The following is a 20,317-nucleotide window of genomic DNA, read 5'->3' as shown; positions in this document are numbered from 1 at the left end:
AGGGGATGCCATATGGAGCGAGCGGTAGCTAGAGACATAATACGTGTTGAAGGTAATCAAATCAAAGAAATAAAAGATACTGTTGTTACAGAATATGCTGTGACAGTGAAGATTAATGAGCAAGAATTTGTGACGATGGTTTGCACACCAGAGTATGTAGAAGATATGGTTATTGGCTATTTGGCTTCTGAACGAATTATTCGTAATTACGATGATATTGAAGAAATTTGGCATCAAGAAAAAGAAGGCTTTGTACATGTTAAAACAAAGCGTGTGAATCCTTACTTTCAACAAATTCAAAATAAACGTTACATAACTTCTTGTTGTGGCATGAGCCGTCAAGGTTTTGTTTTTGCTAATGATGCATTAGTAGCAAAAACAATGGAAGGCATTCATGTGCGTATTACAACAGATGATTGTTTTCGTTTAATGCGCGATATGCAAGATTTGGCTGAAATCTTCAAACAAACTGGTGGTGTTCATAATGCAGCACTATGTGATACGAATGGAGTTTTATTAAGCCGAATGGATATTGGGCGCCATAATGCCTTAGATAAAATTTATGGTTATTGCCTAAAAAACAATATTAGCATTCAGGACAAAATTATCGTGTTTAGCGGAAGGATTTCATCAGAAATTTTACTTAAAGTATCGAAAATTGGCTGTGAAATTGTTTTGTCCAAATCTGCTCCTACAGAATTGGCATTGCAATTGGCAGAGCAACTCGGTATTACGACGGTAGGCTTTATTCGCCAAAGTACACTTAATATTTATACACATAAGGAACGTATTCATTTACCTACAAATGAGTTAGAGCCCCCGGACGCAATTACGCCAAGGTGAAATTGATCAAAATGAAAGGAAGAGATTAAAATTACTAATCTACGAGACCAACTACAAAGACCATTAAGAGATTTGAGGATATCAGTAACAGACCGTTGTAATTTTCGTTGTCAATATTGCATGCCTGCAGAAGTATTTGGTCCTGATTATGCTTTTTTACCGTCCGATAAAATATTGAGTTTTGAAGAAATCGAACGATTAGTAAAGATTTTCGTTTCATTAGGTGTGAAAAAAGTGCGCATTACTGGCGGTGAGCCTTTACTACGTCGTGATTTGCCAAAATTAATTGAACGTATACATCGCATAGTTGGAGTAGAGGATATTGCTTTAACGACCAATGGCACATTGTTGAAAAAATATGCAAATGAATTGGCGCGAGCTGGTTTATCACGAGTAGCTATTAGCCTAGATTCTCTAAACGAGGAACGCTTTTTCGAGATGAACGGTCATCGAGGAAAAGTGAAAGCGGTATTAGAAGGTATAGAAAAAGCAGCAGAAGCAGGTTTACAAGTTAAGATCAATATGGTCGTTCAAAAAGGAAAAAATGACCAAGATATCGTTGCGATGGCAGAATATTTTAAAGAGAAACAGCATATTCTTCGCTTTATTGAATATATGGATGTCGGTAATTCAAATGGATGGCGGCTAGATGACGTTCTCTCGAAGAAAGAAATCGTTGACCAAGTCCATCAATTTTCTCCACTGCATCCTGTCGACCCTAATTATAAAGGGGAAGTAGCTACTCGTTATCAATATGAGGATGCCAAAGGTGAAATTGGCGTGATATCATCTGTAACAGATTCTTTCTGCTCAACGTGCTCGCGTGCCCGTATTTCGGCAGAAGGAACATTATATACGTGTTTATTTGCAACAGAGGGAACGAGTTTACGAGAATTATTAAGGTCTGGGGAAGATGATGAAACTATTACCCAATGCATTTCGAATGTGTGGGAAAATAGAAAAGATCGCTATTCCGATGAACGAAATGAACAGACGATGGAAAAACGAAGAAACTCAAAAATTGAAATGTCACACATCGGTGGTTAGACAAAATAGAGTGATATTAGTTGGTACTAGCTTGTTAGTATTAGTGACTTATAGTTAAAGAGCAGAAAAAAAACGGCACAATAATGCCGGGTTTTTATCTTCATTCAGCAGAAAACTACTACCTAGAAGGTGGTGATATGGATGCGTATGAGGTTTTTTTCAGTGGGTGTCCAAGTACCTGCTGAGTGAAGATAAAGCCTCCGGCGGATGTCACGGATTTTCAAAGGAATGAATATAAGGATGTTAGCCTAAAACCTTCGCATCCTGCGAAAACGGCTAACTGACCTGCATCCTGCAGGCCTTAGCACAATTCAAAATCCGGACGCAATTACGCCAAGGCAAAATTGATTTGATGTTTATTTATGCACAAAGTCGCCACTTTTTCCGCCTGTTTTTTGAACAAGGTAAGTTTCTTTAATGACCATAGACTTGTCGACTGCTTTACACATATCATAAAAAGTCAGTGCAGCAATGGATACAGCAGTTAGTGCTTCCATTTCGACACCTGTTTTACCACTACATTTCACTGTAGCTTGAATGTGTAGTTCGTAACCAACCTCTGCTTTTGTATAGTCAAATTGAAGGTCGGTTCCTTGTAACATAATCGGATGGCACATTGGGATAATATCAGCCGTTTTTTTAGCACCTATAATCCCAGCAATTTGTGCCACATGAGTTGGGTCGCCTTTTTTTATGCCTCCTTGTTGGATGGCTTCATAGACCTCATCAGATAACGTGATTGTACTGCGAGCGATCGCTGTACGGTTTGTGCTTGTTTTTTCTGAAATGTCGACCATTTTAGGACGACCTTCTTCGTTCCAGTGTGTAAAATTACTCATTATTAGATTTCCTTTCAAATGTTTGTAGCCAATCTTGTTGTGAATTGATATTGATGAATGTTGAGCTGTCGTCTTCAAAGGGAACATAACACACTTGAAGTTGCTCTAACAAGACTTTCATACTTCGCTTGTTTTGTTGGACTAGTTGATGTGCTTTTGGTAAAGCACTGCGTCGATATAAAGCAGCAAGAGGTTGTAATCTTGAAGCTTGTTTAGGAACAATAGCCTCATAACGGTCATCGATAAATGTTAGCATAGTTTGGACAAATTCTGCATTAATAAAAGGCATATCGCTTGCTATTACGAAAAACCACTCTACTTCTGGGAAGTTTGTCATGATATGATGCAAGGCAAATAGAGGTCCTTGATGAGGCTGTTTTTCAATGCTCCATTGGACATCATCTTCTACAAACTTCGATTGCAAGCTAGCATTTGTAGCAATAATTAAAGGATGTAGTTGATTTTTTTGTAAGGCTATGAGACTTTGCTTATATAAAGGCAGACCAGCAAATAATTCAAACATTTTCGGTTGACCATACCGAGAAGATTGACCGCCAGCTAAGACAACACCAGCTATTTTCATATGCGATTCAACTCACCGACAAAATGTTGCACAGTAGGAAGAATCAGTTTTGTCATGGCAAGTGTTACGGCATTCGTGGAACCCGGTAGCACATAGATAGCCGTTTTATTGCGACTACCTGCTGTTGCACGACTAAACATAGCTTTTGGGCCGATTTCTTCATAGCTTAATGTTCGAAATAACTCACCAAATCCCATCATTTCTTTTTCGAAAAGAGGGAGAATCGTATCATAAGTTTGGTCTCTAGGTGTAAACCCTGTTCCACCTGTTACGATAATGGTATTAATGGTAGAATCAGCGCACCATTTTTGTACATGGTTTGAGATTTCAAGTGGTTCATCTTTTGATATTTGATAGTCTACTAATTCAAATGAAGCTTCTTGAAGCAATGATTGAATACGCTGACCACCATGATCATCCGCCTTCGTGCGTGTGTCACTTACTGTTAAAATGGCAGCTCGTATAGAAAGTTGACTATGTGTAGGATGCAAGATAAAAGGCCTCCTTTTAAAGAGTTGATATTGTTTTTGCTGAAAAACATTGCTTTTATTATAAAGCTATAAATGAAAAGGTCAAACTAAAATTCATAGAAAGAAAGGCAAAAACGTTTATGCATAATAGATATTCTAGACAACAATTATTCAGCCCAATCGGAGAACAAGGGCAGCTATTACTAAAACAAAAGCATGTCTTAATGATAGGGGTTGGTGCTTTAGGCAGTGCTAGCGCAGAGGCTCTAGTAAGGGCCGGTATCGGAAAATTGACGATTATTGATCGTGACTATGTAGAGTGGAGTAATCTACAAAGACAACAACTATATACTGAGCAAGATGCACAAGAAAAAGTCCCTAAAGTCATCGCTGCAAAACAACGACTACAAAGCATTAACTCTGAGGTAGAAATCAACGAATATATAGTTGATGCGTGTACAGAGCAATTAGTTTCACTGCTTGAAGATGTAGATATGATGGTAGATGCAACGGATAATTTTGATATTCGCTTTATGATGAACGATCTTGCACAAAAATATCAAATTCCTTGGGTTTATGGTTCTTGTATTGGCAGTTATGGCGCTACTTATACGATTGTGCCAGGTACAACACCTTGTTTACATTGTTTGCTAGCAGCGATACCCAATACGGGGATGACATGCGATACAGTAGGAATAATCAGTCCGACTGTTCAAATCGTAGCAGCCTATCAAGTAGCTGAGGTTTTAAAGTATTTAGTAGGTAATGAAGAAGCATTACGAAAAAGTTATTTAACTTTTGATGTTTGGCAAAATCAACACTATGAAATAAACGTTGAAAAAATTCGTAATCATGATTGTCCATCCTGTGGAAAAAATCCGACGTATCCGTATTTGTCATATGAAAATCAAACAAAATTAAATGTATTATGTGGTCGGGATGCTATTCAAATACGTCCACCTAAACCGATTCACTATAATTTGGATCAGCTCGCTGTCCAACTTCGTCCTTATGGTGATATTCAACAAAATCCCTATTTATTATCTTGCCAAGCAGAAGATTATCGACTAGTGATTTTTCAAGATGGACGAGTTGTTATTCACGGTGTAAAAGATATACAAAAGGCTAAAACCATTTATTATCGTTTATTCGGATAAAGGAGTGTTCTAAAATGTTAGAAAAAAGAAAACCAATTGCTGTTGCGGAAGCTGTTCAACGGGTCATGCAGTTTGCATTCCTAGAAAAAGTAGAAACCGTATCACTACAGCAAGCACATGGACGTTTTTTAGCAGAAGATATTGCAGCTGACCAAGATGTACCATCATTTGATCGCTCACCATATGATGGTTATGCTATTCGCTCGGTCGATAGTCAGGAAGCATGTTCAGAAAATCCAGTAACCTTCAAAGTAGTAGGGGAAATTGGGGCGGGCTATGTATTTGAGGGAGCAGTGGGTGATCGAGAAGCGGTGCGCATTATGACAGGAGCTCCTATCCCACGCGGTTGCGATGCAGTCGTTATGCTAGAATTAACACGCACCTTTGAAGAAGACGGTCAACGTTATATGTCAATTAAACGCTCTTATGAAGCAGGAACAAATATTTCCTATAAAGGTGAGGACGTTCAAAAAGGCGCAATTCTTATTGAAAAAGGACAATACATCAATCCGGGTGTTGTCGCATTACTTGCTACTTTTGGTTATGATCAAGTACCCGTTTTTCAAAAACCAATTGTAGGCGTTATTGCAACAGGAAGTGAATTACTAGAACCAAGTGATGCTTTACAGCCAGGGAAAATTCGTAATAGTAATGCCTATATGATAATGGCTCAAATTGAACGTGCTGGGGCAACCGTCAAATATTTTGGTAAATTGAGCGATGAGTTAAATTTATGTATACAAGCTGTAGAAAAAGCTCTTCAGGAAGTAGATATATTGATTACAACAGGAGGAGTATCAGTAGGCGATTACGATTACTTACCTGCCATTTATGAAGCCATTGACGCACAGGTACTGTTTAATAAAGTGGCAATGCGACCAGGTAGTGTAACAACTGTTGCGGCTCGAAATGGTCAATTATTATTTGGACTTTCAGGTAATCCATCAGCTTGCTATGTTGGGTTTGAACTATTTACCCGACCTATTATTCGAACAGCATTCGGTAATAAGCAACCACATCTACGTAGAGAGCAGGCTGTTTTAGGTGCGGACTTTAAAAAACCGAATCCGTTTACTCGTTTTGTACGTGCTAATGCCTCGTACGAAAACGGTCAATTAATTGCAGTTCCTTCTGGTTTTGATAAATCTAGTGCGGTTTCTTCTTTAGCGGAAGCTAATGCCTTTATTGTATTACCAGGTGGATCACGTGGATACGAAAAAGGAATGCAAGTTGTTGTCTTAATGTTAGAAGATTTGCAGGGAAGTGAGTGGCCATGGGACAACATCGAAAAATCCTACAAATCATAGGCTATCAAAATAGTGGCAAGACGACGTTAATGGAACAGCTCATTACACAAGCTACCATAGATGGTTTTCGGGTAGGAACAATCAAGCACCATGGACATGGTGGTATCCCTATGATCGAAAGTTCAAAAGATAGTGTTCGTCATGAGAAAGCGGGTGCAAGTGTCACAGCAGTTGAGGGAGAAGGTACTTTGCGCATGAGTATTCACCAAAGTAACTGGCAGCTTGCTGATATACTAGCTATTTATGAAACATTTAAGATGGATATCATTTTTATTGAAGGCTATAAAAATGAAGACTTTCCGAAGGTTGTTCTTTTGCGCCAGGCGGAAGATGAATCTTTGCTACAAAAAGTAAGTAATATCATCTGTGTTCTTTATTGGCCAACCTATCCACTAAATAAACCACTAGATTACCCAACTTTTTCAATTCATGAGAAGGAACAATATATAAAATTTTTAATGCAAGAAATGAGGCAGAAATCATGACTACATCGTTGTTTGAAATTATTGATAAACCAATTGATATTGAAGAAGTTAGACAAAAAGTATCAGATCGAAATGCTGGTGCGATCACTGTTTTCATCGGAACAGTACGTGAAATGACAAAAGGAAAGAAAACACTACATTTGGAATATCAAGCTTATCCAGCTATGGCTATTAAAATGTTTGAACAAATATCTAAAGAAATACAAGAGCGATGGTCAGAAGCAAAAGTAGCCATTACACATCGTGTTGGTCATTTAGAAATCTCGGATATTGCCGTAGTAATCGCGGTTTCATCACCACATCGTAAAATAGCCTATGAAGCAAATGAATATGCTATTGATCGTATAAAACAAATTGTGCCTATTTGGAAAAAAGAGTATTGGGAAGATGGGACCGAATGGATTGGTGATCAATTAGAAAATGTCCCTTATCCAAAAGGAAATCCATCAATCAGTGAGGAGGAATCTTGTGATTAACATATTATTATTTGCTCACTTACAAGAAAGTATAGGCGAGTCAAAATTATGTGTAGACCTGTCAGATAGAACAATTGGACAAATTAAAGAATGGATGGAAATACAATATCCACAGGTTTCTTTACAACATGTTATGACAGCGGTAAATGAGGAATTTGCAACAGATGCAACGGTCGTAAAAAAAGGGGATACAGTCGCGTTCATTCCACCCATTAGTGGAGGGTAAAAAGAAAAGATGTAGTTGGTCCAGTTTAGTGAACCGACTACATCTTTTATTATTTTGATCCAGAAAAAGCTCGTCGTAGGGGAAGATACTCTACTGGTTAAAGTTTTACTTTATGCCTTTATGAGATGAACGCTCAGAAGCATAAGGAAGGAAATACCTATCATACAAATCACCCATGACCAAGCGAGTGACATGTTACCTGAACCAATAGCCATGTAAATAGCAAGTGGCGTCGTTTGCGTTTTGCCTGGGAGGTTACCAGCAAACATTAAGGTTGCACCGAATTCACCTAAAGCTCGTGTAAAACTTAAAATTCCACCAGAGACAATTGATTTTAATGCAAGAGGAATAGAAATAAAGAAAAAGACTTGCCATTCTTTTGCACCATCAACACGTGCAGCGTTCTCGATGTCCTCATCAACAGATTCAAAGCCGGTTTTTGCTGATTGATACATTAAAGGAAATGCAACGACAGTAGAGGCTATGACTGCCGCCCACCATGTGAACATAACGGGTTGGTTAAAAAGCCATGTAATAAAGTTACCTAGTACACTTTTCTTACCAAAAATAATAATTAGAAGAAACCCTATTACAGTAGGGGGCAATACTAGTGGTAAAAGTAACACTGTTTCTAGAAATAATTTTCCTTTGAACTTACGTTTTGCCATCCATTTACCAAATAGAATACCAGTTACTATCACAATTATTCCTGACACAAGAGCTATTTCGATAGAAAGTTTTAGAGGTGACCAGAAATCAGTACTCATCTATTAATGAGTCCCTTGAAACCCATATTTTTTAAATACTTTCATCGCTTCATCACTTTGTAAATAGTGATAAAAATCTTCCGCTTCTTTTGCATGCTTACTATCTTTGATAACACCTACAGGATAAATAATAGGTGTATGCATATCTTCTTTGGCTGTAGCAACGACATCGACTTTTTCTGATACAAGAGCATCTGTTTTATAAACTAGGCCTGCATCGACATTTTCAGTTTCTGTATATGTAAGAACTTGTCGTACGTCTTTTGTATACACTACTTTTGATTCTACATGTTCCAAAAGCTTCATGTTTTTCAATATTTCTATACCGTACTTGCCAGCAGGAACCGTTTCAGGTGTACCAATGGCAATCTTATCAGCTTTCGTTACGTCTTCAAATGATTGAATCTGTTTTTCATTTTTCTTAGGAACAATCAATACTAATTCGTTCGCTAAAAGATCTGTTCCTTGTTTTTTATCGATTAAATCTTCTTGAACTAGCTCATCAAACTTATCTTCTGCTGCTGAAAAGAAAAGATCAACAGGAGCACCTTCTGAAATTTGTTGTTGTAATGCACCAGAGCCACCAAAGTTAAATGTGATTTTAATAGTATCGTGTTCATTTTCATATGCTTTTTGAAGCTCTTCTAATGATTCTTGTAAACTAGCTGCTGCGGAAATCGTTAACTCAACGGGCTCTTTTGTTTTGTTGCTGCTTTCTTGGCTACTGCAGCCTGCTAAAATGCTGACTAGTAGTAACAATGAAGCTATCAAACTATAATACTTTTTCACTTTGATTATACTCCTTTTATAACTCGTTATAACAAGACATAACTAATTATAATTAGTTATGTCTAAAAAAGAAATACCAAATCGTTAGAAACATTCAAGATGTTAAATATATTATAATTACGTTACTATTGTAATCAATAGAAGCATAAGGGGAGATTTTTTACATGCCACATGAACATTCCTATACGATTGAAGAGGTTGCTCAATTATTAAAGGTTTCAAAATTAACGATCTACGATTTAGTGAAAAAGGGAGATTTACCTGTTTTTCGTGTAGGTCGACAAATGCGCGTAGATAGAACCGATTTACAATTATATATACAAAAGAGCAAGTCAGGAGCAACTACTACCGCATCTACTACCTCGACTATTCCTTCTACAAACAAAAAAGTTATTATTAGCGGACAAGACTTAGCTTTAGACTTATTAGGAAAATATATAGAGAAAAAACAATCGAATAAAGTATTGCGCTCTCATGAAGGTAGCTTTAATGGTGTTATGGGGCTGTATAATGGGGAAAGTGATATTGCTAGTTTACATTTGTACGATGGTGATACAGGGGATTATAACACACCGTATTTGAAAAAGATTTTTGTAAGCCACTCTTATATTCTTATCAATCTGATTTCACGCCAAGCAGGCTTTTATGTGAAAAAAGGAAATCCAATGCAAATTCAATCAATGGATGATTTTAAGACTAAAACACTAAAATTGATGAATCGTGAAAAAGGTTCAGGTGCTCGTACTTTCCTAGATGAGCAATTACGCATTCATCACATATCTCCATCCTCAATTGAAGGGTATAATGAAGAAGAAATGAGCCATATAGATGTAGCTTCTGCTGTCGCAAATGGAAATGCAGACATTGGAATAGGCATTGAAAAAATATCAAAACTTATAGATGTTGACTTTATACCACTTGTTAGAGAACGATATGATATTGTCCTATTAAAAACTCCCGAAAATCAACTGCTGCTTGAAACGGTAAAAGAGATTTTAAATTCACCAGATTTCCAAGCGGAAGTAGTCGCATTAGGAGATTATGACGTCAGTCAAATGGGACAAGTTATATATGAAACACTTTAATAATGCATGGTGTGAAAAAAACTTACCAAAAAGGCAAGTTTTTTTACATTAATCGGGGAAATTATAATAATACTTCAGTTTCAACATCAAAAAATAGTAGGTGTTGAGGCTGGAGAGAAAGAATTTCTCCGATGTTAAAGCTATGTTGGCCACTCCATTTAATTGTCCATGTTTGATCTGCCAATCGTACAATGATATGCGTTTCATGTCCTAGCTGTTCAATATTTACTATAGGAAGATGCAAAACGTCTCCTTTTTGGAGATGCTCTGGCCGAACGCAGACTGATAATGGTGTATGTTGAGGTAAACGTGCATAAACATTGCTTGGAAGCTTCATTTTAAATTGATTTTCAATAATGAGCGTAGAATCTTCTAGAACTGCACTTGCCATGTTTATAGCTGGAGAGCCTATAAAGCTTGCGACAAATAAATTTTTTGGTTGATTATACAATTCTAGAGGTGTGCCAATTTGCTGAATACATCCATTATGTAAAACCATTATTCGATCCCCCATGGTCATCGCTTCTGTCTGATCGTGGGTTACATAAATAGTTGTTAAGTCCAATTTTTTTTGTAGTTGTTTGATTTCTGTCCGCATTTGTGTTCGTAATTGTGCATCTAAATTGGATAAAGGCTCATCCATCAGGCACAGCGGGGATTGGCTTACGATAGCACGTGCAAGAGCAACACGTTGACGTTGACCTCCGGATAAAGCTTTTGGTTTTCGATGTAAATAATCTGTCAGCTTTAGCAATTCAACACTTTCTTGCAAACGTTTCTGCTGCTCTTGTTTATGAACGCCTTTTCTTTTCAAACCAAATAAAATATTTTGTTCCACTGTTAGATGTGGGTATAGTGCGTAATTTTGGAAAACCATTGATAGATTTCGTTCTTGAGGGGAAGCCATATCTAATGTGTCCCCATTTATTTGTATTGTGCCACTCGTCATTTTATCTAAGCCAGCAATAAGGCGCAGAAGTGTACTTTTACCTGAACCAGATGGACCTACTAATACAAAGAATTCACCTTTTTCAATCGTAATATTAATATCTTTTAATACAGGTGGTTGGGCATTATATGCTTTTTCGACATGCGTTAGCTTAATAAAACTCATTTGTTAAACCTCATTTCAAATGATAACTAAAACAAAAGTCATTGTAACATATTCTTGTGGCACACATTATGATAGAGAAATTAACGCAGGACAAAATCTTAAAAAAGAAGCTGAGTAGTTCAAAGAGGATTCAGCATTCATTAATCTAAGTGATTCAACGCTTGCGCTGAACATCTTTAAAGGTATTGAGTGGTTATTTCGATTTCAATTAACGAGGTTTGTTGATCTAAAATCGTTACTGTACCTCGTTAGTTGAACTGATTTTAGTAATGGAGTAAGTTGGTTTGTGAATAGATTTTAAAAAAATTTAGCTTTTGCACTAGACAAATATGATTTTTTTATATATAGTATAATTAATAAAATCGTTTTCAAGAGAACAATAAATTCACATATTACAAAGAGTAATCGTGTTTTATTTGATGCTTTTTGTAATATGTGAATTTTCTTTTGGTAATATGATTTTAATTAATACAATTAATGGAGGTCATTCAAATGACACAAGGTACAGTAAAATGGTTTAACTCAGAAAAAGGTTTCGGTTTCATCGAAGTAGAAGGTGGAAATGACGTATTCGCTCACTTCTCAGCTATCCAAGGTGACGGCTTCAAAACTCTTGAAGAAGGTCAAAAAGTTGAATTTTCAGTAGAAGAAGGTCAACGTGGACCTCAAGCTACAAACATCGTAAAACTTTAATTTTAATGATGTAACCATAAAAAGGCATCCTTTCAATAGGATGCCTTTTTTTTATGCATAAAAGGAAGTGATAGAAAGTGGAAAAAAGTGGGTTAGCACTACCTGTTTTTATTCCATCTCAAAATTCAACTCATCAAACATTAATTTAATTTCTTTCCCATTAACAGAAAAAAGAAAGCGAAAAAATAGTAATGAAATTTAACTTAAAATGGAACTTAATTCCTGTTTAATCGTATACAAAGTAATAGGATGTATAAAATTTAGGGGGGAGAGTTTATATGCGTAGTAAAAATTTAATTATTATGATAGTGGCATTTATTGTAGAAGTTTTAATTACGTATTTTATTGCTTCATTTTTCTCCGTAAGGTTTATTGAGATAATGTTTTTCACTGGTATAGCCTTTGCTGGTAGCACTTTTTACTTTTCGAGTAGTGGTGGAGCTATGACTAGGTTATTTGCATCTCAAGTTAGTGGGCAAACAGGCATAATTCAGAAAAGGGAACAGTTTACTTATCAACTAGGTCCGATATTTATTACGTCAGTTATATTCTTTTTAATTGGTTTAGTATTCTTTCTCTTATTAGTTTGGGGAATAATTCCTCCGGTGGAAGCTTGAAATACTTATAAAATTGCTGTAGACAAAGTAATGTGTGGCTTTGTCTACAGCAATTTTAATGATTAATCGCTTAGCATTGCTTTTAATGTCCGTTTTTGCCAGCCTAGCCTGAAGTATGCGTATTGTAATACAAAATGCACACAGAAGGCAGCAGGGTAAGCTAACCAAACACCATTTAGCTCGAATGTAGTGTAGTGCGATAAAACAAACGCCAATGGCACCTCGACTACCCAAATCGCGATAACTAGGAAAATTGTAGGCCATAAGACAACACCTGTAGCTCGCATTGTAGCCGAAACTGTTTGTGTATGGCCAAAAATTAAATAGCTCCAAAATGCAATATATAGATAATTCTTTGCGATTAGTACCGTATTCTGTTGATCAATAAAGAAAGATAAAATTGGCTCCGCAAATAAATACATAATTAAAATAATCGTACCACCTAAAATATAGTTAATAAGCACACCTAGTTGACGAATTTTTTTAATCATTTCTGTGGAGTTAGCCCCTAAAGCTTGCGCCACAAATACAGATGTCGCAATCGCGATACTCATCGCAGGCACCTGTGCATAGCTAGCCACCTGATTGACAACACCGTAAGCGGCAGTAGCATCGGAGCCGTAAACATTAACGAAACCTATTACAGCAATTTCTGCTACAGAGATCGCAACCATACTAATGCTTGCTGGAATGGCTAACTTTAATAATGAAGCTAAAATATCCTTCTTTAATTTAAAGTGCTGTAATACCGATTTGTCTAAGCGCAAAATATGCTTTGTTCTATGCAAGTAGGCAAATAATAATAACATCGTTACTAGATTGGATAAAACAGAGGCATAAGCAGCGCCGTTTAAGCCAAATTCAGGCAGACCAAGCCAGCCAAAAACTAATGGTGGTAGGAATGCAATATTTAAAATAACGCTTATAACTAAAAATAGAAAAGGTGTTTTAGAGTCACCTACACCACGCATAAAGGTAGTGTACACCATATACCAAAACATAATCGGTAGGGTGAAAAATAAAATTTGAGCATAACTAATACTCATATCTAAAATGTTTGCAGGTGTTTGCATAAAACGTAAAATCCATTCAATGAAAAAGCCACCAAAAATTGCGACGACAATGGATATAATCGTCGTGAAGGCTAGTGTTACCCCAACAACTTCCTTCATCTTCTCATGATTGCCAGCCCCATATGTTTGCCCTACTAAAATCGAGCTACCAGAGCCAATTCCAATAGCAAATGCCATTAAAAAGAAGAAGAATGGGAAAAATGCTGAAATCGCCGCTAGCGCATCAACTCCTAAATTACGCCCAACTATAAACATGCCAAAGACTTGCCCTAAAGATTGCAGCACATTCGCTAGCATTACAGGTATTAGAAAGTTAAAAAAAGCTTTCTGTAGCTTTTTATCATCATGTAAAATTTGTTGGTCCATTTTTTTGCCCTCTTAGGTTTGAATAACCCATTTCCTTTAAAATATGTGATGGCGTGCGCAGGCTTTTGCCAATTAGCCCACCATCCGTACTTAAAACTGGATTAGAGATCGACTTCCACTGTCATTGCATCCCCTATAAGCCAATAACAGGGCTTTCTTCATCATAAAAATGTTCGTAGCAATAAGCTTCCTTATACTTGCCTTAAATGTATAGTTATTTACATCAATTTCAACCCCTTGGAAATATTTAAATTTAGTTTAGTAAATGTACCACCAGAAAAAAATGAAGTCAATAATAGTTGGGTATTTTTTCATGCTATGACATAATGAGGCGATGAAGGTCTTTAAAGGGCTCGTTGCGGTTATAGAGTAGAGCGAATTTAGGGAATTGATTAATGTGGTAAATTATTTATATAATGGTAAAAGTAAGTAATGATTGATACTCGAATTAAAATGGGTATCCTTTAAAAAAATTAATGAAGGAGGTCAATAGAATGATGATCCCATCTACAAATAATAATTACATAAATACAATAAAAAAAGATGAACTAAATGGACTATCTCCAAATTTATTTTTAGATAAACATAAACAGAGTAAAGCGAAATATGAAATTAAAAAAGAAAATGGTTATATTCGTCATTATGTCACAAAATTAGATGGTGAAAGAATAATGATTAAAGAAGTCAAATTACCAAAGGGACAAGACACAGATAAAAGCGCAGGCGAGATGCCCGATGTTTTAATAGAAAACTTATTAAAACAATTTACAAAAATAGTAGATCATCAAAAATCTACTGAATTATTTAAAACAGGATTAGCTGGTCAAAAAGCCAAAGAAAAGTTAATAGTATCCTATCAAAATTCAATCTAGGTATGCTTGAAGAAAAATAATATTTAAAGGGTAATTTAGGTGATCATTTATGCAATTTAAAAAGCGTTTAGGTTTATATTTCTCCGTTTTGTTAATCGTATTACTTGTTGGAATTGTTTTGAAAGATGTATTCCTAAAAGAAGAAGCAACAGTTAACCCGTTGGTAGAAAATGGGGATGGAACGAAACAGCTTGCTTTTGATGCAAAGTTAACACGATTAGACGAATCAACAACAACGTTTAAAGAATACGAGGGAAAGGTCTTAATCGTTAACTTTTGGGCATCTTGGTGTGGACCTTGTCAAGAAGAGGCTTCTGAATTTAGGGATTTTTATAACAATAAATCTGAAAATGTTGAGCTGTTAGCGATTAATACAACTTCTGTTGATAGTAGTGAAAATGCTATGGAATTTCAAGAGTCATACAATTTAAATTTCCCTATATTTCTTGATTTAGATGGTACACTTCAAAAATCATTTGGAGTAGTGGCATATCCAACAACTTTTATTTTTGATTCTAAAGGTATATTAAAGAACAAGATAAAGGGATCGATGAATCAACAACAATTAAATGATTATATTGATAAACTCTACTAATCTGTAAAAATAATCAGTTCCTTTACGGTGGGATCATTTATATGTTGGCGTCATTTTTAAGGAAATTATTAACGCAAGTAAGAGGGGGATTATTATGTATCAGACATTAAATGGTTTTTTTAAGTCTTGGGAGTTTGAAGCCGATTGTACGCAGAAGTTATTGAATAATTTAACTGATGAATCACTAAAGCAGGAAATAACGTCTGAAAATTGGACTTTAGGACGTATTGCTTGGCATACGGTCACTGCAATTCGCATTATTACTTCGAATACAGGTTTAACATTTGATGCTCCAACTAAAGATTATCCTGTTCCTACTTCAGCACGATTTATTGCAGATAGCTATTCTCAAGCTAATAATGCGTTTGTGCAAGCGGTAAAAACAAATTGGACTGATCAAACCCTTCACGAGCATATCCAATTTTTCGGTCAAGATATGCAAATTGGTATACTTTTAATGTTCTTGATTCAACATCAGAATCACCATCGTGGACAAATGACGGTTCTTATGCGACAGGCGGGGTTAACTGTCCCTGGCATCTATGGTCCGGCTAAAGAGGAATGGGCAAATTTCGGTATGGATGCTCCGGAAATGTAAAATGAAATAAATGAGGATGAGGATATTGTGAAAATAGCCGTTATATCAGATATTCACGGAAATAAAGATGCATTAAAAGCAGTGTTAGAAGATGTGAAAAATAGAAATATCGATTGCGTTTATAATTTAGGTGACACTCTTTATGGACCGTTATTCCCGCTAGAGACATTTGAAATGATAAAGCGTATAGATATGAAAAGTATAAGTGGGAATTGTGATCGGATATTATTGCAATCTTCATCTGAAAATCCAACCGTTCAATATGTACTAGACATGCTTACTGAGGAACATAAATGCTGGTTAACTAGCCTTCCATTTTCAATTCAGACAGATGACTTTTACTTCTGTCATGCATCACCTGAAAATGATGAGCTGTATATGTTGAATGAAATTACGCCAAATGGTGTTACATTAAAACAAACAGAAGAAATAATGAATTTAGTAAAAGATATACCTCAACATATTATTTTTTGTGGTCACTCCCACTTACCAACGATTGTTTATTTACCTAATAACAAAATTATTATAAATCCAGGCAGTGTCGGTTTGCCTGCTTATGAAGAGATTGAACCGTTCCATTATAAGATTGAATCAAGCACACCATTTGCGAATTATACAGTTGTAGAAAAAAGGAATGGTGAATGGATAATTGAGCAGGTAAGCATCCCTTATGATACTATGGACGTTATTAAACAAAGTGAAGCCCAAAATAGATCTGATTGGGCAAGAGCATTGCAATATGGAAGAGTATAAGGTGGTTTTTTAGTAATTTAAAGAGTAAAAGGACTTGTTGATAAATCATAAAAACAAGTCCTTTATTTTATCATCTTAAATATTGTCGTGAGCTTTGTCTTTTATTGAAATTACCTTTAGTAGGTCCTTCTTCTGGATAAATAAAATAACTAAGGCTTGTACTGTCATTGCTAATACAAGCAGAATGAAGTGGGAATTGTGATACAAAAGCATTGAAAGAAAATAGAATATTGGCGCAGACGATAAGTACGAAATATATTGATTTTTAGTTACTACATAAATAATAGTTGAAATACAAGTTGTCACCAAAAGAAATTCAAGTAAAATCCCGATTGAAGAACTATCTATATAATATTGTAAATCGTTAACATAGGACATTTTAAAAAGACCCCCCTATTTTAAATTTAACTAAATTGTAACACATTAACAAATTTGGTGCGTAGCGAAAGCTACAAAGCGCCAAGTCGGAACGGAAATCAATCACATGTTATTGTGATGCGCAAAAAAAGAGACCCCCCTAAACTAGGAGAGGCTCATACATGTAATTATAGTTCTTCTTGGAAATAAATCTTATAAAACTTTCGATTTGTCGATTCATCGTAGCCTACTTCAATTAGTTCATCTACTTGCTCGATATCCTGTACGTTTACCTGGATTTCAATATTGGAGTCGAGTTTAATTTTACGTTTATATTTCTTCTCAGCCTTTTCAAGTGCGCTCTCAGAAATAACAGTTTCATAAGGTTTTACCGAATTGATAATAATGTCTTTTTGTGTTGGCTCCGCATTTTCAAACACTGTTTCAATATAATTATTTACTTGAAATTCTTCTTCATTTCTAAAATAATCAAGCGTTTTATTTAAGAGACCTAGCTTTTCAGTATTTGTAAAGCTTTCTTCTTTTAAAATATATTTTTTGCATTCTGTTAAGGCTAAATTCGTTTTATAATAATGTTCATCTGCAGCTTTAATCTTTAAAAAACGTTCTTGCCAATAGATAATATCTTCTTTCCTTTTCGTTTTCATAAAGACAGCAGGTGCCTGTTCCGGCCCCATATCTACGATGATGGTCATATTGTTGACTTTCTTTACATTGATGCCATCAATACCATTTATAACCATTTTGTTTTGGTCGTTTTTTACATCTAAAAACATTTCTTTTTCATCAATTTTAACGATGGAGATTATTTTTTTAGCTTCTGTAGACAGAAAACAATTGTCAAATAATCCAATAAACAATTCGCCACTTTTAATGTTAGGGTGCTGAGATACACTATGTAAGTGTTTAGCAATGTTTATTGATTGTTCAAGGAAACTATTCTCTTGCTCAAAAATTGCTCTCACATATGTGTAAACCTCATTTAACCCAATATCTGTTTCGTGAAAAAATTCAAATTGCTGCTCCAAATCAATTTTGCTAAACGCCAGCTGTGTAAAAGCTGCCTCTAGCATAACCTCTGGTTGTGATAATGATTCTTCACCTAACACGAGTGTATCGTCAATAAAATGTATAATATATTGTGCTAACTTACTTTCACTTACTTCTAGCATGTTTTCCACCTTCTAAAATAGCATTGTAGATAATATACCATATCATATATAGGACAATATTTTAATGTAATTTATTAGTAGTTTGTAATTAATAGTGTTCACCATATAAGAGAAATCTTTTGCACAACAATGGCAAAAGATTTTTTGTTTTTTACGCAAAAGGAATTTTCAATATAAATGCAACCTTATTCATATCTTGCGAAGAATGTTGAATGAAATAAGTTTAAAATGCCGTTGCTTAGATAATGATGGAACTATATAAATAGTGATAGTTGTAATCCGCTTTATTATCAGCTTAAGAGGGTGATAAATATGTGGGAAAAGATCTTAGCCTACATTCCAGAATGGAAAGTATTTATGCAAGGTTTTATTGTATTTTTCATTCCTTATATTATTTTCAAATTGTTTAATGGGATAGTATCTAAACAAGAGATGAATGACGATGACATGGTGAAAATGACAGATCAAACTACACAAAAAAATGAGTTGGAATATCAAAAAGAGTCGTCTTCCAAAGAGTCATATGATTATTATACGGGCGATTTCAACTTAGATGTTGAACTTGTTAGGAAAGAGATTGGTCATAACTGGGATGTGCATTTTAGGGAGTTTCACATAGGGAACACAGACATACGTGCAGCGATTATTTTTCTTGATGGACTGTCAGATAAAGAGCTGATTGATAAACATATTTTGACATCTTTAATGGGGGATTTTTCACAAAAAGATGAGCAGGAGTCTTTATATGAAAAAGGAGACTTTTTACAGAAGTTTATTAAAAATGAAGTTCTTTCCGTGAGTGACCTCACAGAAGAGTATGATGTAAAGCAATCTGTAGGCAAAATATTAGCAGGCTCGACCGCCTTGATAATTGATGGAATGCCAAATGTATTAATGCTCGGGACAGTCAAAGAAAAATCGCGCAATATTGAAGAACCGGTTTCGGAAGCATTGGTTCGAGGCCCGAGGTTAGGCTTTACAGAAACGTTAAGTGATAATACGGCTCTATTGAGACAGCATGGTGAAAATAGTGATTTATCAATTATCAATTTTCAAGTAGGTAAACGTTCAAAAAAAGAATTGGTTATCGCCTATGTCAAAGAGATTGCAGACCCGAACTTGGTCGAAGAGGTTAAGAAAAGAATTCAAACAATTAATATTGATGATGTTGCGGAATCGGGCTATGTAGAGCAACTAATCGAAGATAATTATCTCAGCCCTTTTACACAAGTCCAGAATACGGAACGTCCAGACCGTGTTTTTGCTGCCTTGATGGAAGGAAGAGTGGCAATTTTATTAGATGGGACACCTTTTGCATTAATCGTGCCAGTGACATTTAGTATGTTATTGCAATCACCAGAAGACTATTATGAACGATGGTTGCCAAGTACACTCATTCGACTATTACGTTATTTAGCTGCAGCTATTACGCTTTTTGCACCATCCATCTATATATCGTTTGTCTCGTTTCATCAGGGCTTAATTCCAACTAAGCTAGCATTGTCTATGATGGGAACGAGGGAAGGTGTTCCGTTTCCTGCAATAATTGAGGCACTAATTATGGAAGTAGCTATTGAAATTTTACGAGAAGCTGGGCTTCGTTTGCCTAAGCCTATTGGTCCTACAATGGGAATAGTCGGAGGGCTTGTTATTGGGGAAGCTGCGGTACAAGCAGGGATTGTTAGCCCCATTATGGTAATTGTTGTTGCGTTAACAGCTATTTCTTCCTTTGCTATTCCGCAATATAATGCGGGAATTTCGTTGCGCATGCTTCGTTTCGTAGCAATGATTTTTGCTGCTTTATTTGGTTTATATGGGGTTATCCTGTTTTTCTTACTTCTTTGCAGCCATTTGGTGAAGTTGAAGAGTTTTGGCATCCCTTTTGTTAGTCCGACGGTTCTTTATAGAGCAAGTGATTGGAAAGACTTTATGGTTCGTATGCCACTGATGATGATGAAACGTCGTCCAAAGATGTTGCATACAAAAGATTCTAGCCGTCAAGATTAGTCACT

General features: G+C 35.7%; 24 protein-coding genes. 15 read left to right on the top strand and 9 right to left on the bottom strand.

All coding sequences use genetic code 11. The annotated features are described in order from the left end of the window. The first annotated feature begins 12 nt into the window (after positions 1–12). Together fdhD and moaA are read left to right on the top strand one after the other, a co-directional pair. Positions 13–843 carry a formate dehydrogenase accessory sulfurtransferase FdhD gene (gene fdhD / locus ACQKN4_RS16350; protein WP_079563077.1) on the top strand — a complete coding sequence of 277 codons (831 nt, stop codon included), beginning with the start codon at positions 13–15 and terminating at the stop codon, positions 841–843. A gap of 30 nt (positions 844–873) precedes the next feature. Further along, positions 874–1,890, top strand: coding sequence for a GTP 3',8-cyclase MoaA (gene moaA / locus ACQKN4_RS16345; protein ID WP_079563078.1), 1,017 nt, complete (start codon positions 874–876; stop codon positions 1,888–1,890). A gap of 356 nt (positions 1,891–2,246) precedes the next feature. Here the strand turns inward: moaA and moaC are convergent, their stop codons facing one another. Genes moaC through ACQKN4_RS16330 form a run of 3 tightly spaced genes read right to left on the bottom strand, consistent with a single transcriptional unit; the run spans position 2,247 to position 3,803 of the window. Continuing rightward, positions 2,247–2,729 (bottom strand): cyclic pyranopterin monophosphate synthase MoaC, encoded by a 483-nt coding sequence (moaC, locus tag ACQKN4_RS16340; RefSeq protein WP_079563079.1) that lies wholly within the window; start codon positions 2,727–2,729, stop codon positions 2,247–2,249. Then, the gene (gene mobA / locus ACQKN4_RS16335) at positions 2,722–3,312 is read right to left on the bottom strand and encodes a molybdenum cofactor guanylyltransferase (protein WP_427484209.1); all 591 of its coding nucleotides are present in this window, start codon (positions 3,310–3,312) and stop codon (positions 2,722–2,724) included. The genes moaC and mobA overlap by 8 nt, the downstream gene beginning before the upstream one ends. Further along, entirely contained in the window at positions 3,309–3,803 is a 495-nt protein-coding gene (locus tag ACQKN4_RS16330; protein ID WP_079563081.1) for a MogA/MoaB family molybdenum cofactor biosynthesis protein, read from the bottom strand. Before ACQKN4_RS16330 ends, mobA begins: the two co-directional genes overlap by 4 nt. Positions 3,804–3,922: 119 nt before the next feature. Here ACQKN4_RS16330 and ACQKN4_RS16325 point away from each other — a divergent pair, with 119 nt between their 5' ends. From ACQKN4_RS16325 to moaD, 5 genes are read left to right on the top strand one after another with little or no spacing between them, the layout of a single operon-like run. Next, positions 3,923–4,939, top strand: coding sequence for a thiazole biosynthesis adenylyltransferase ThiF (locus ACQKN4_RS16325; RefSeq protein WP_079563082.1), 1,017 nt, complete (start codon positions 3,923–3,925; stop codon positions 4,937–4,939). 14 nt (positions 4,940–4,953) lie between these two features. Further along, on the top strand, positions 4,954–6,246 hold the full coding sequence (locus ACQKN4_RS16320; protein WP_427484208.1) for a molybdopterin molybdotransferase MoeA: 1,293 nt from the start codon (positions 4,954–4,956) through the stop codon (positions 6,244–6,246). Beyond that, positions 6,207–6,731 (top strand): molybdopterin-guanine dinucleotide biosynthesis protein B, encoded by a 525-nt coding sequence (gene mobB / locus ACQKN4_RS16315; protein ID WP_240518350.1) that lies wholly within the window; start codon positions 6,207–6,209, stop codon positions 6,729–6,731. Before ACQKN4_RS16320 ends, mobB begins: the two co-directional genes overlap by 40 nt. Beyond that, positions 6,728–7,207, top strand: coding sequence for a molybdenum cofactor biosynthesis protein MoaE (locus tag ACQKN4_RS16310; protein ID WP_427484207.1), 480 nt, complete (start codon positions 6,728–6,730; stop codon positions 7,205–7,207). Before mobB ends, ACQKN4_RS16310 begins: the two co-directional genes overlap by 4 nt. Then, positions 7,200–7,433, top strand: a complete 234-nt coding sequence (gene moaD / locus ACQKN4_RS16305) for a molybdopterin converting factor subunit 1 (RefSeq protein WP_079563086.1) — start codon at positions 7,200–7,202, stop codon at positions 7,431–7,433. Before ACQKN4_RS16310 ends, moaD begins: the two co-directional genes overlap by 8 nt. A gap of 110 nt (positions 7,434–7,543) precedes the next feature. Here the strand turns inward: moaD and modB are convergent, their stop codons facing one another. Together modB and modA are read right to left on the bottom strand one after the other, a co-directional pair. Further along, the gene (gene modB, locus ACQKN4_RS16300) at positions 7,544–8,200 is read right to left on the bottom strand and encodes a molybdate ABC transporter permease subunit (protein ID WP_427484206.1); all 657 of its coding nucleotides are present in this window, start codon (positions 8,198–8,200) and stop codon (positions 7,544–7,546) included. Positions 8,201–8,203: 3 nt separating this feature from the next. Continuing rightward, positions 8,204–8,989, bottom strand: a complete 786-nt coding sequence (gene modA, locus ACQKN4_RS16295) for a molybdate ABC transporter substrate-binding protein (RefSeq protein ID WP_427484205.1) — start codon at positions 8,987–8,989, stop codon at positions 8,204–8,206. A 164-nt stretch (positions 8,990–9,153) separates the two neighbouring features. On the opposite strand from modA, the gene ACQKN4_RS16290 reads away from it, so the two are divergent. After that, positions 9,154–10,074 (top strand): substrate-binding domain-containing protein, encoded by a 921-nt coding sequence (locus ACQKN4_RS16290; RefSeq protein ID WP_427484204.1) that lies wholly within the window; start codon positions 9,154–9,156, stop codon positions 10,072–10,074. 61 nt (positions 10,075–10,135) lie between these two features. Here the strand turns inward: ACQKN4_RS16290 and ACQKN4_RS16285 are convergent, their stop codons facing one another. Beyond that, on the bottom strand, positions 10,136–11,188 hold the full coding sequence (locus ACQKN4_RS16285) for an ABC transporter ATP-binding protein (RefSeq protein WP_427484203.1): 1,053 nt from the start codon (positions 11,186–11,188) through the stop codon (positions 10,136–10,138). Between the two features lie 492 nt (positions 11,189–11,680). On the opposite strand from ACQKN4_RS16285, the gene ACQKN4_RS16280 reads away from it, so the two are divergent. Together ACQKN4_RS16280 and ACQKN4_RS16275 are read left to right on the top strand one after the other, a co-directional pair. Further along, the gene (locus tag ACQKN4_RS16280; protein WP_053484870.1) at positions 11,681–11,881 is read left to right on the top strand and encodes a cold-shock protein; all 201 of its coding nucleotides are present in this window, start codon (positions 11,681–11,683) and stop codon (positions 11,879–11,881) included. A gap of 278 nt (positions 11,882–12,159) precedes the next feature. Then, the gene (locus ACQKN4_RS16275) at positions 12,160–12,498 is read left to right on the top strand and encodes a hypothetical protein (protein ID WP_427484202.1); all 339 of its coding nucleotides are present in this window, start codon (positions 12,160–12,162) and stop codon (positions 12,496–12,498) included. Between the two features lie 62 nt (positions 12,499–12,560). Here the strand turns inward: ACQKN4_RS16275 and ACQKN4_RS16270 are convergent, their stop codons facing one another. Beyond that, positions 12,561–13,937 carry an MATE family efflux transporter gene (locus ACQKN4_RS16270; RefSeq protein ID WP_427484201.1) on the bottom strand — a complete coding sequence of 459 codons (1,377 nt, stop codon included), beginning with the start codon at positions 13,935–13,937 and terminating at the stop codon, positions 12,561–12,563. A gap of 494 nt (positions 13,938–14,431) precedes the next feature. Between ACQKN4_RS16270 and ACQKN4_RS16265 the strand changes: the two genes are divergently transcribed. The 4 genes from ACQKN4_RS16265 to ACQKN4_RS16250 all read left to right on the top strand — a co-directional run bounded on the left by ACQKN4_RS16265 (position 14,432) and on the right by ACQKN4_RS16250 (position 16,755). Then, positions 14,432–14,809, top strand: coding sequence for a hypothetical protein (locus ACQKN4_RS16265; protein ID WP_079563093.1), 378 nt, complete (start codon positions 14,432–14,434; stop codon positions 14,807–14,809). 49 nt (positions 14,810–14,858) lie between these two features. Continuing rightward, the gene (locus ACQKN4_RS16260; RefSeq protein WP_427484200.1) at positions 14,859–15,404 is read left to right on the top strand and encodes a TlpA family protein disulfide reductase; all 546 of its coding nucleotides are present in this window, start codon (positions 14,859–14,861) and stop codon (positions 15,402–15,404) included. 94 nt (positions 15,405–15,498) lie between these two features. Beyond that, on the top strand, positions 15,499–16,002 hold the full coding sequence (locus ACQKN4_RS16255) for a DinB family protein (RefSeq protein WP_427484199.1): 504 nt from the start codon (positions 15,499–15,501) through the stop codon (positions 16,000–16,002). A gap of 27 nt (positions 16,003–16,029) precedes the next feature. Continuing rightward, positions 16,030–16,755, top strand: coding sequence for a metallophosphoesterase family protein (locus tag ACQKN4_RS16250; protein ID WP_427484198.1), 726 nt, complete (start codon positions 16,030–16,032; stop codon positions 16,753–16,755). A 75-nt stretch (positions 16,756–16,830) separates the two neighbouring features. Here the strand turns inward: ACQKN4_RS16250 and ACQKN4_RS16245 are convergent, their stop codons facing one another. Together ACQKN4_RS16245 and ACQKN4_RS16240 are read right to left on the bottom strand one after the other, a co-directional pair. Continuing rightward, on the bottom strand, positions 16,831–17,133 hold the full coding sequence (locus ACQKN4_RS16245; RefSeq protein ID WP_427484197.1) for a hypothetical protein: 303 nt from the start codon (positions 17,131–17,133) through the stop codon (positions 16,831–16,833). Positions 17,134–17,300: 167 nt separating this feature from the next. Then, complete coding sequence (locus ACQKN4_RS16240) at positions 17,301–18,305, bottom strand: hypothetical protein (protein ID WP_427484196.1); 1,005 nt, start codon at positions 18,303–18,305, stop codon at positions 17,301–17,303. Positions 18,306–18,617: 312 nt separating this feature from the next. On the opposite strand from ACQKN4_RS16240, the gene ACQKN4_RS16235 reads away from it, so the two are divergent. Next, positions 18,618–20,312, top strand: coding sequence for a spore germination protein (locus tag ACQKN4_RS16235; RefSeq protein ID WP_427484195.1), 1,695 nt, complete (start codon positions 18,618–18,620; stop codon positions 20,310–20,312). The last annotated feature ends 5 nt before the right edge of the window (positions 20,313–20,317 follow it).

This window comes from Lysinibacillus sp. NPDC093692, from assembly GCF_050280125.1.
Lineage (GTDB): Bacteria > Bacillota > Bacilli > Bacillales_A > Planococcaceae > Lysinibacillus.
This window is presented reverse-complemented; position numbering and strand designations above follow the sequence as displayed.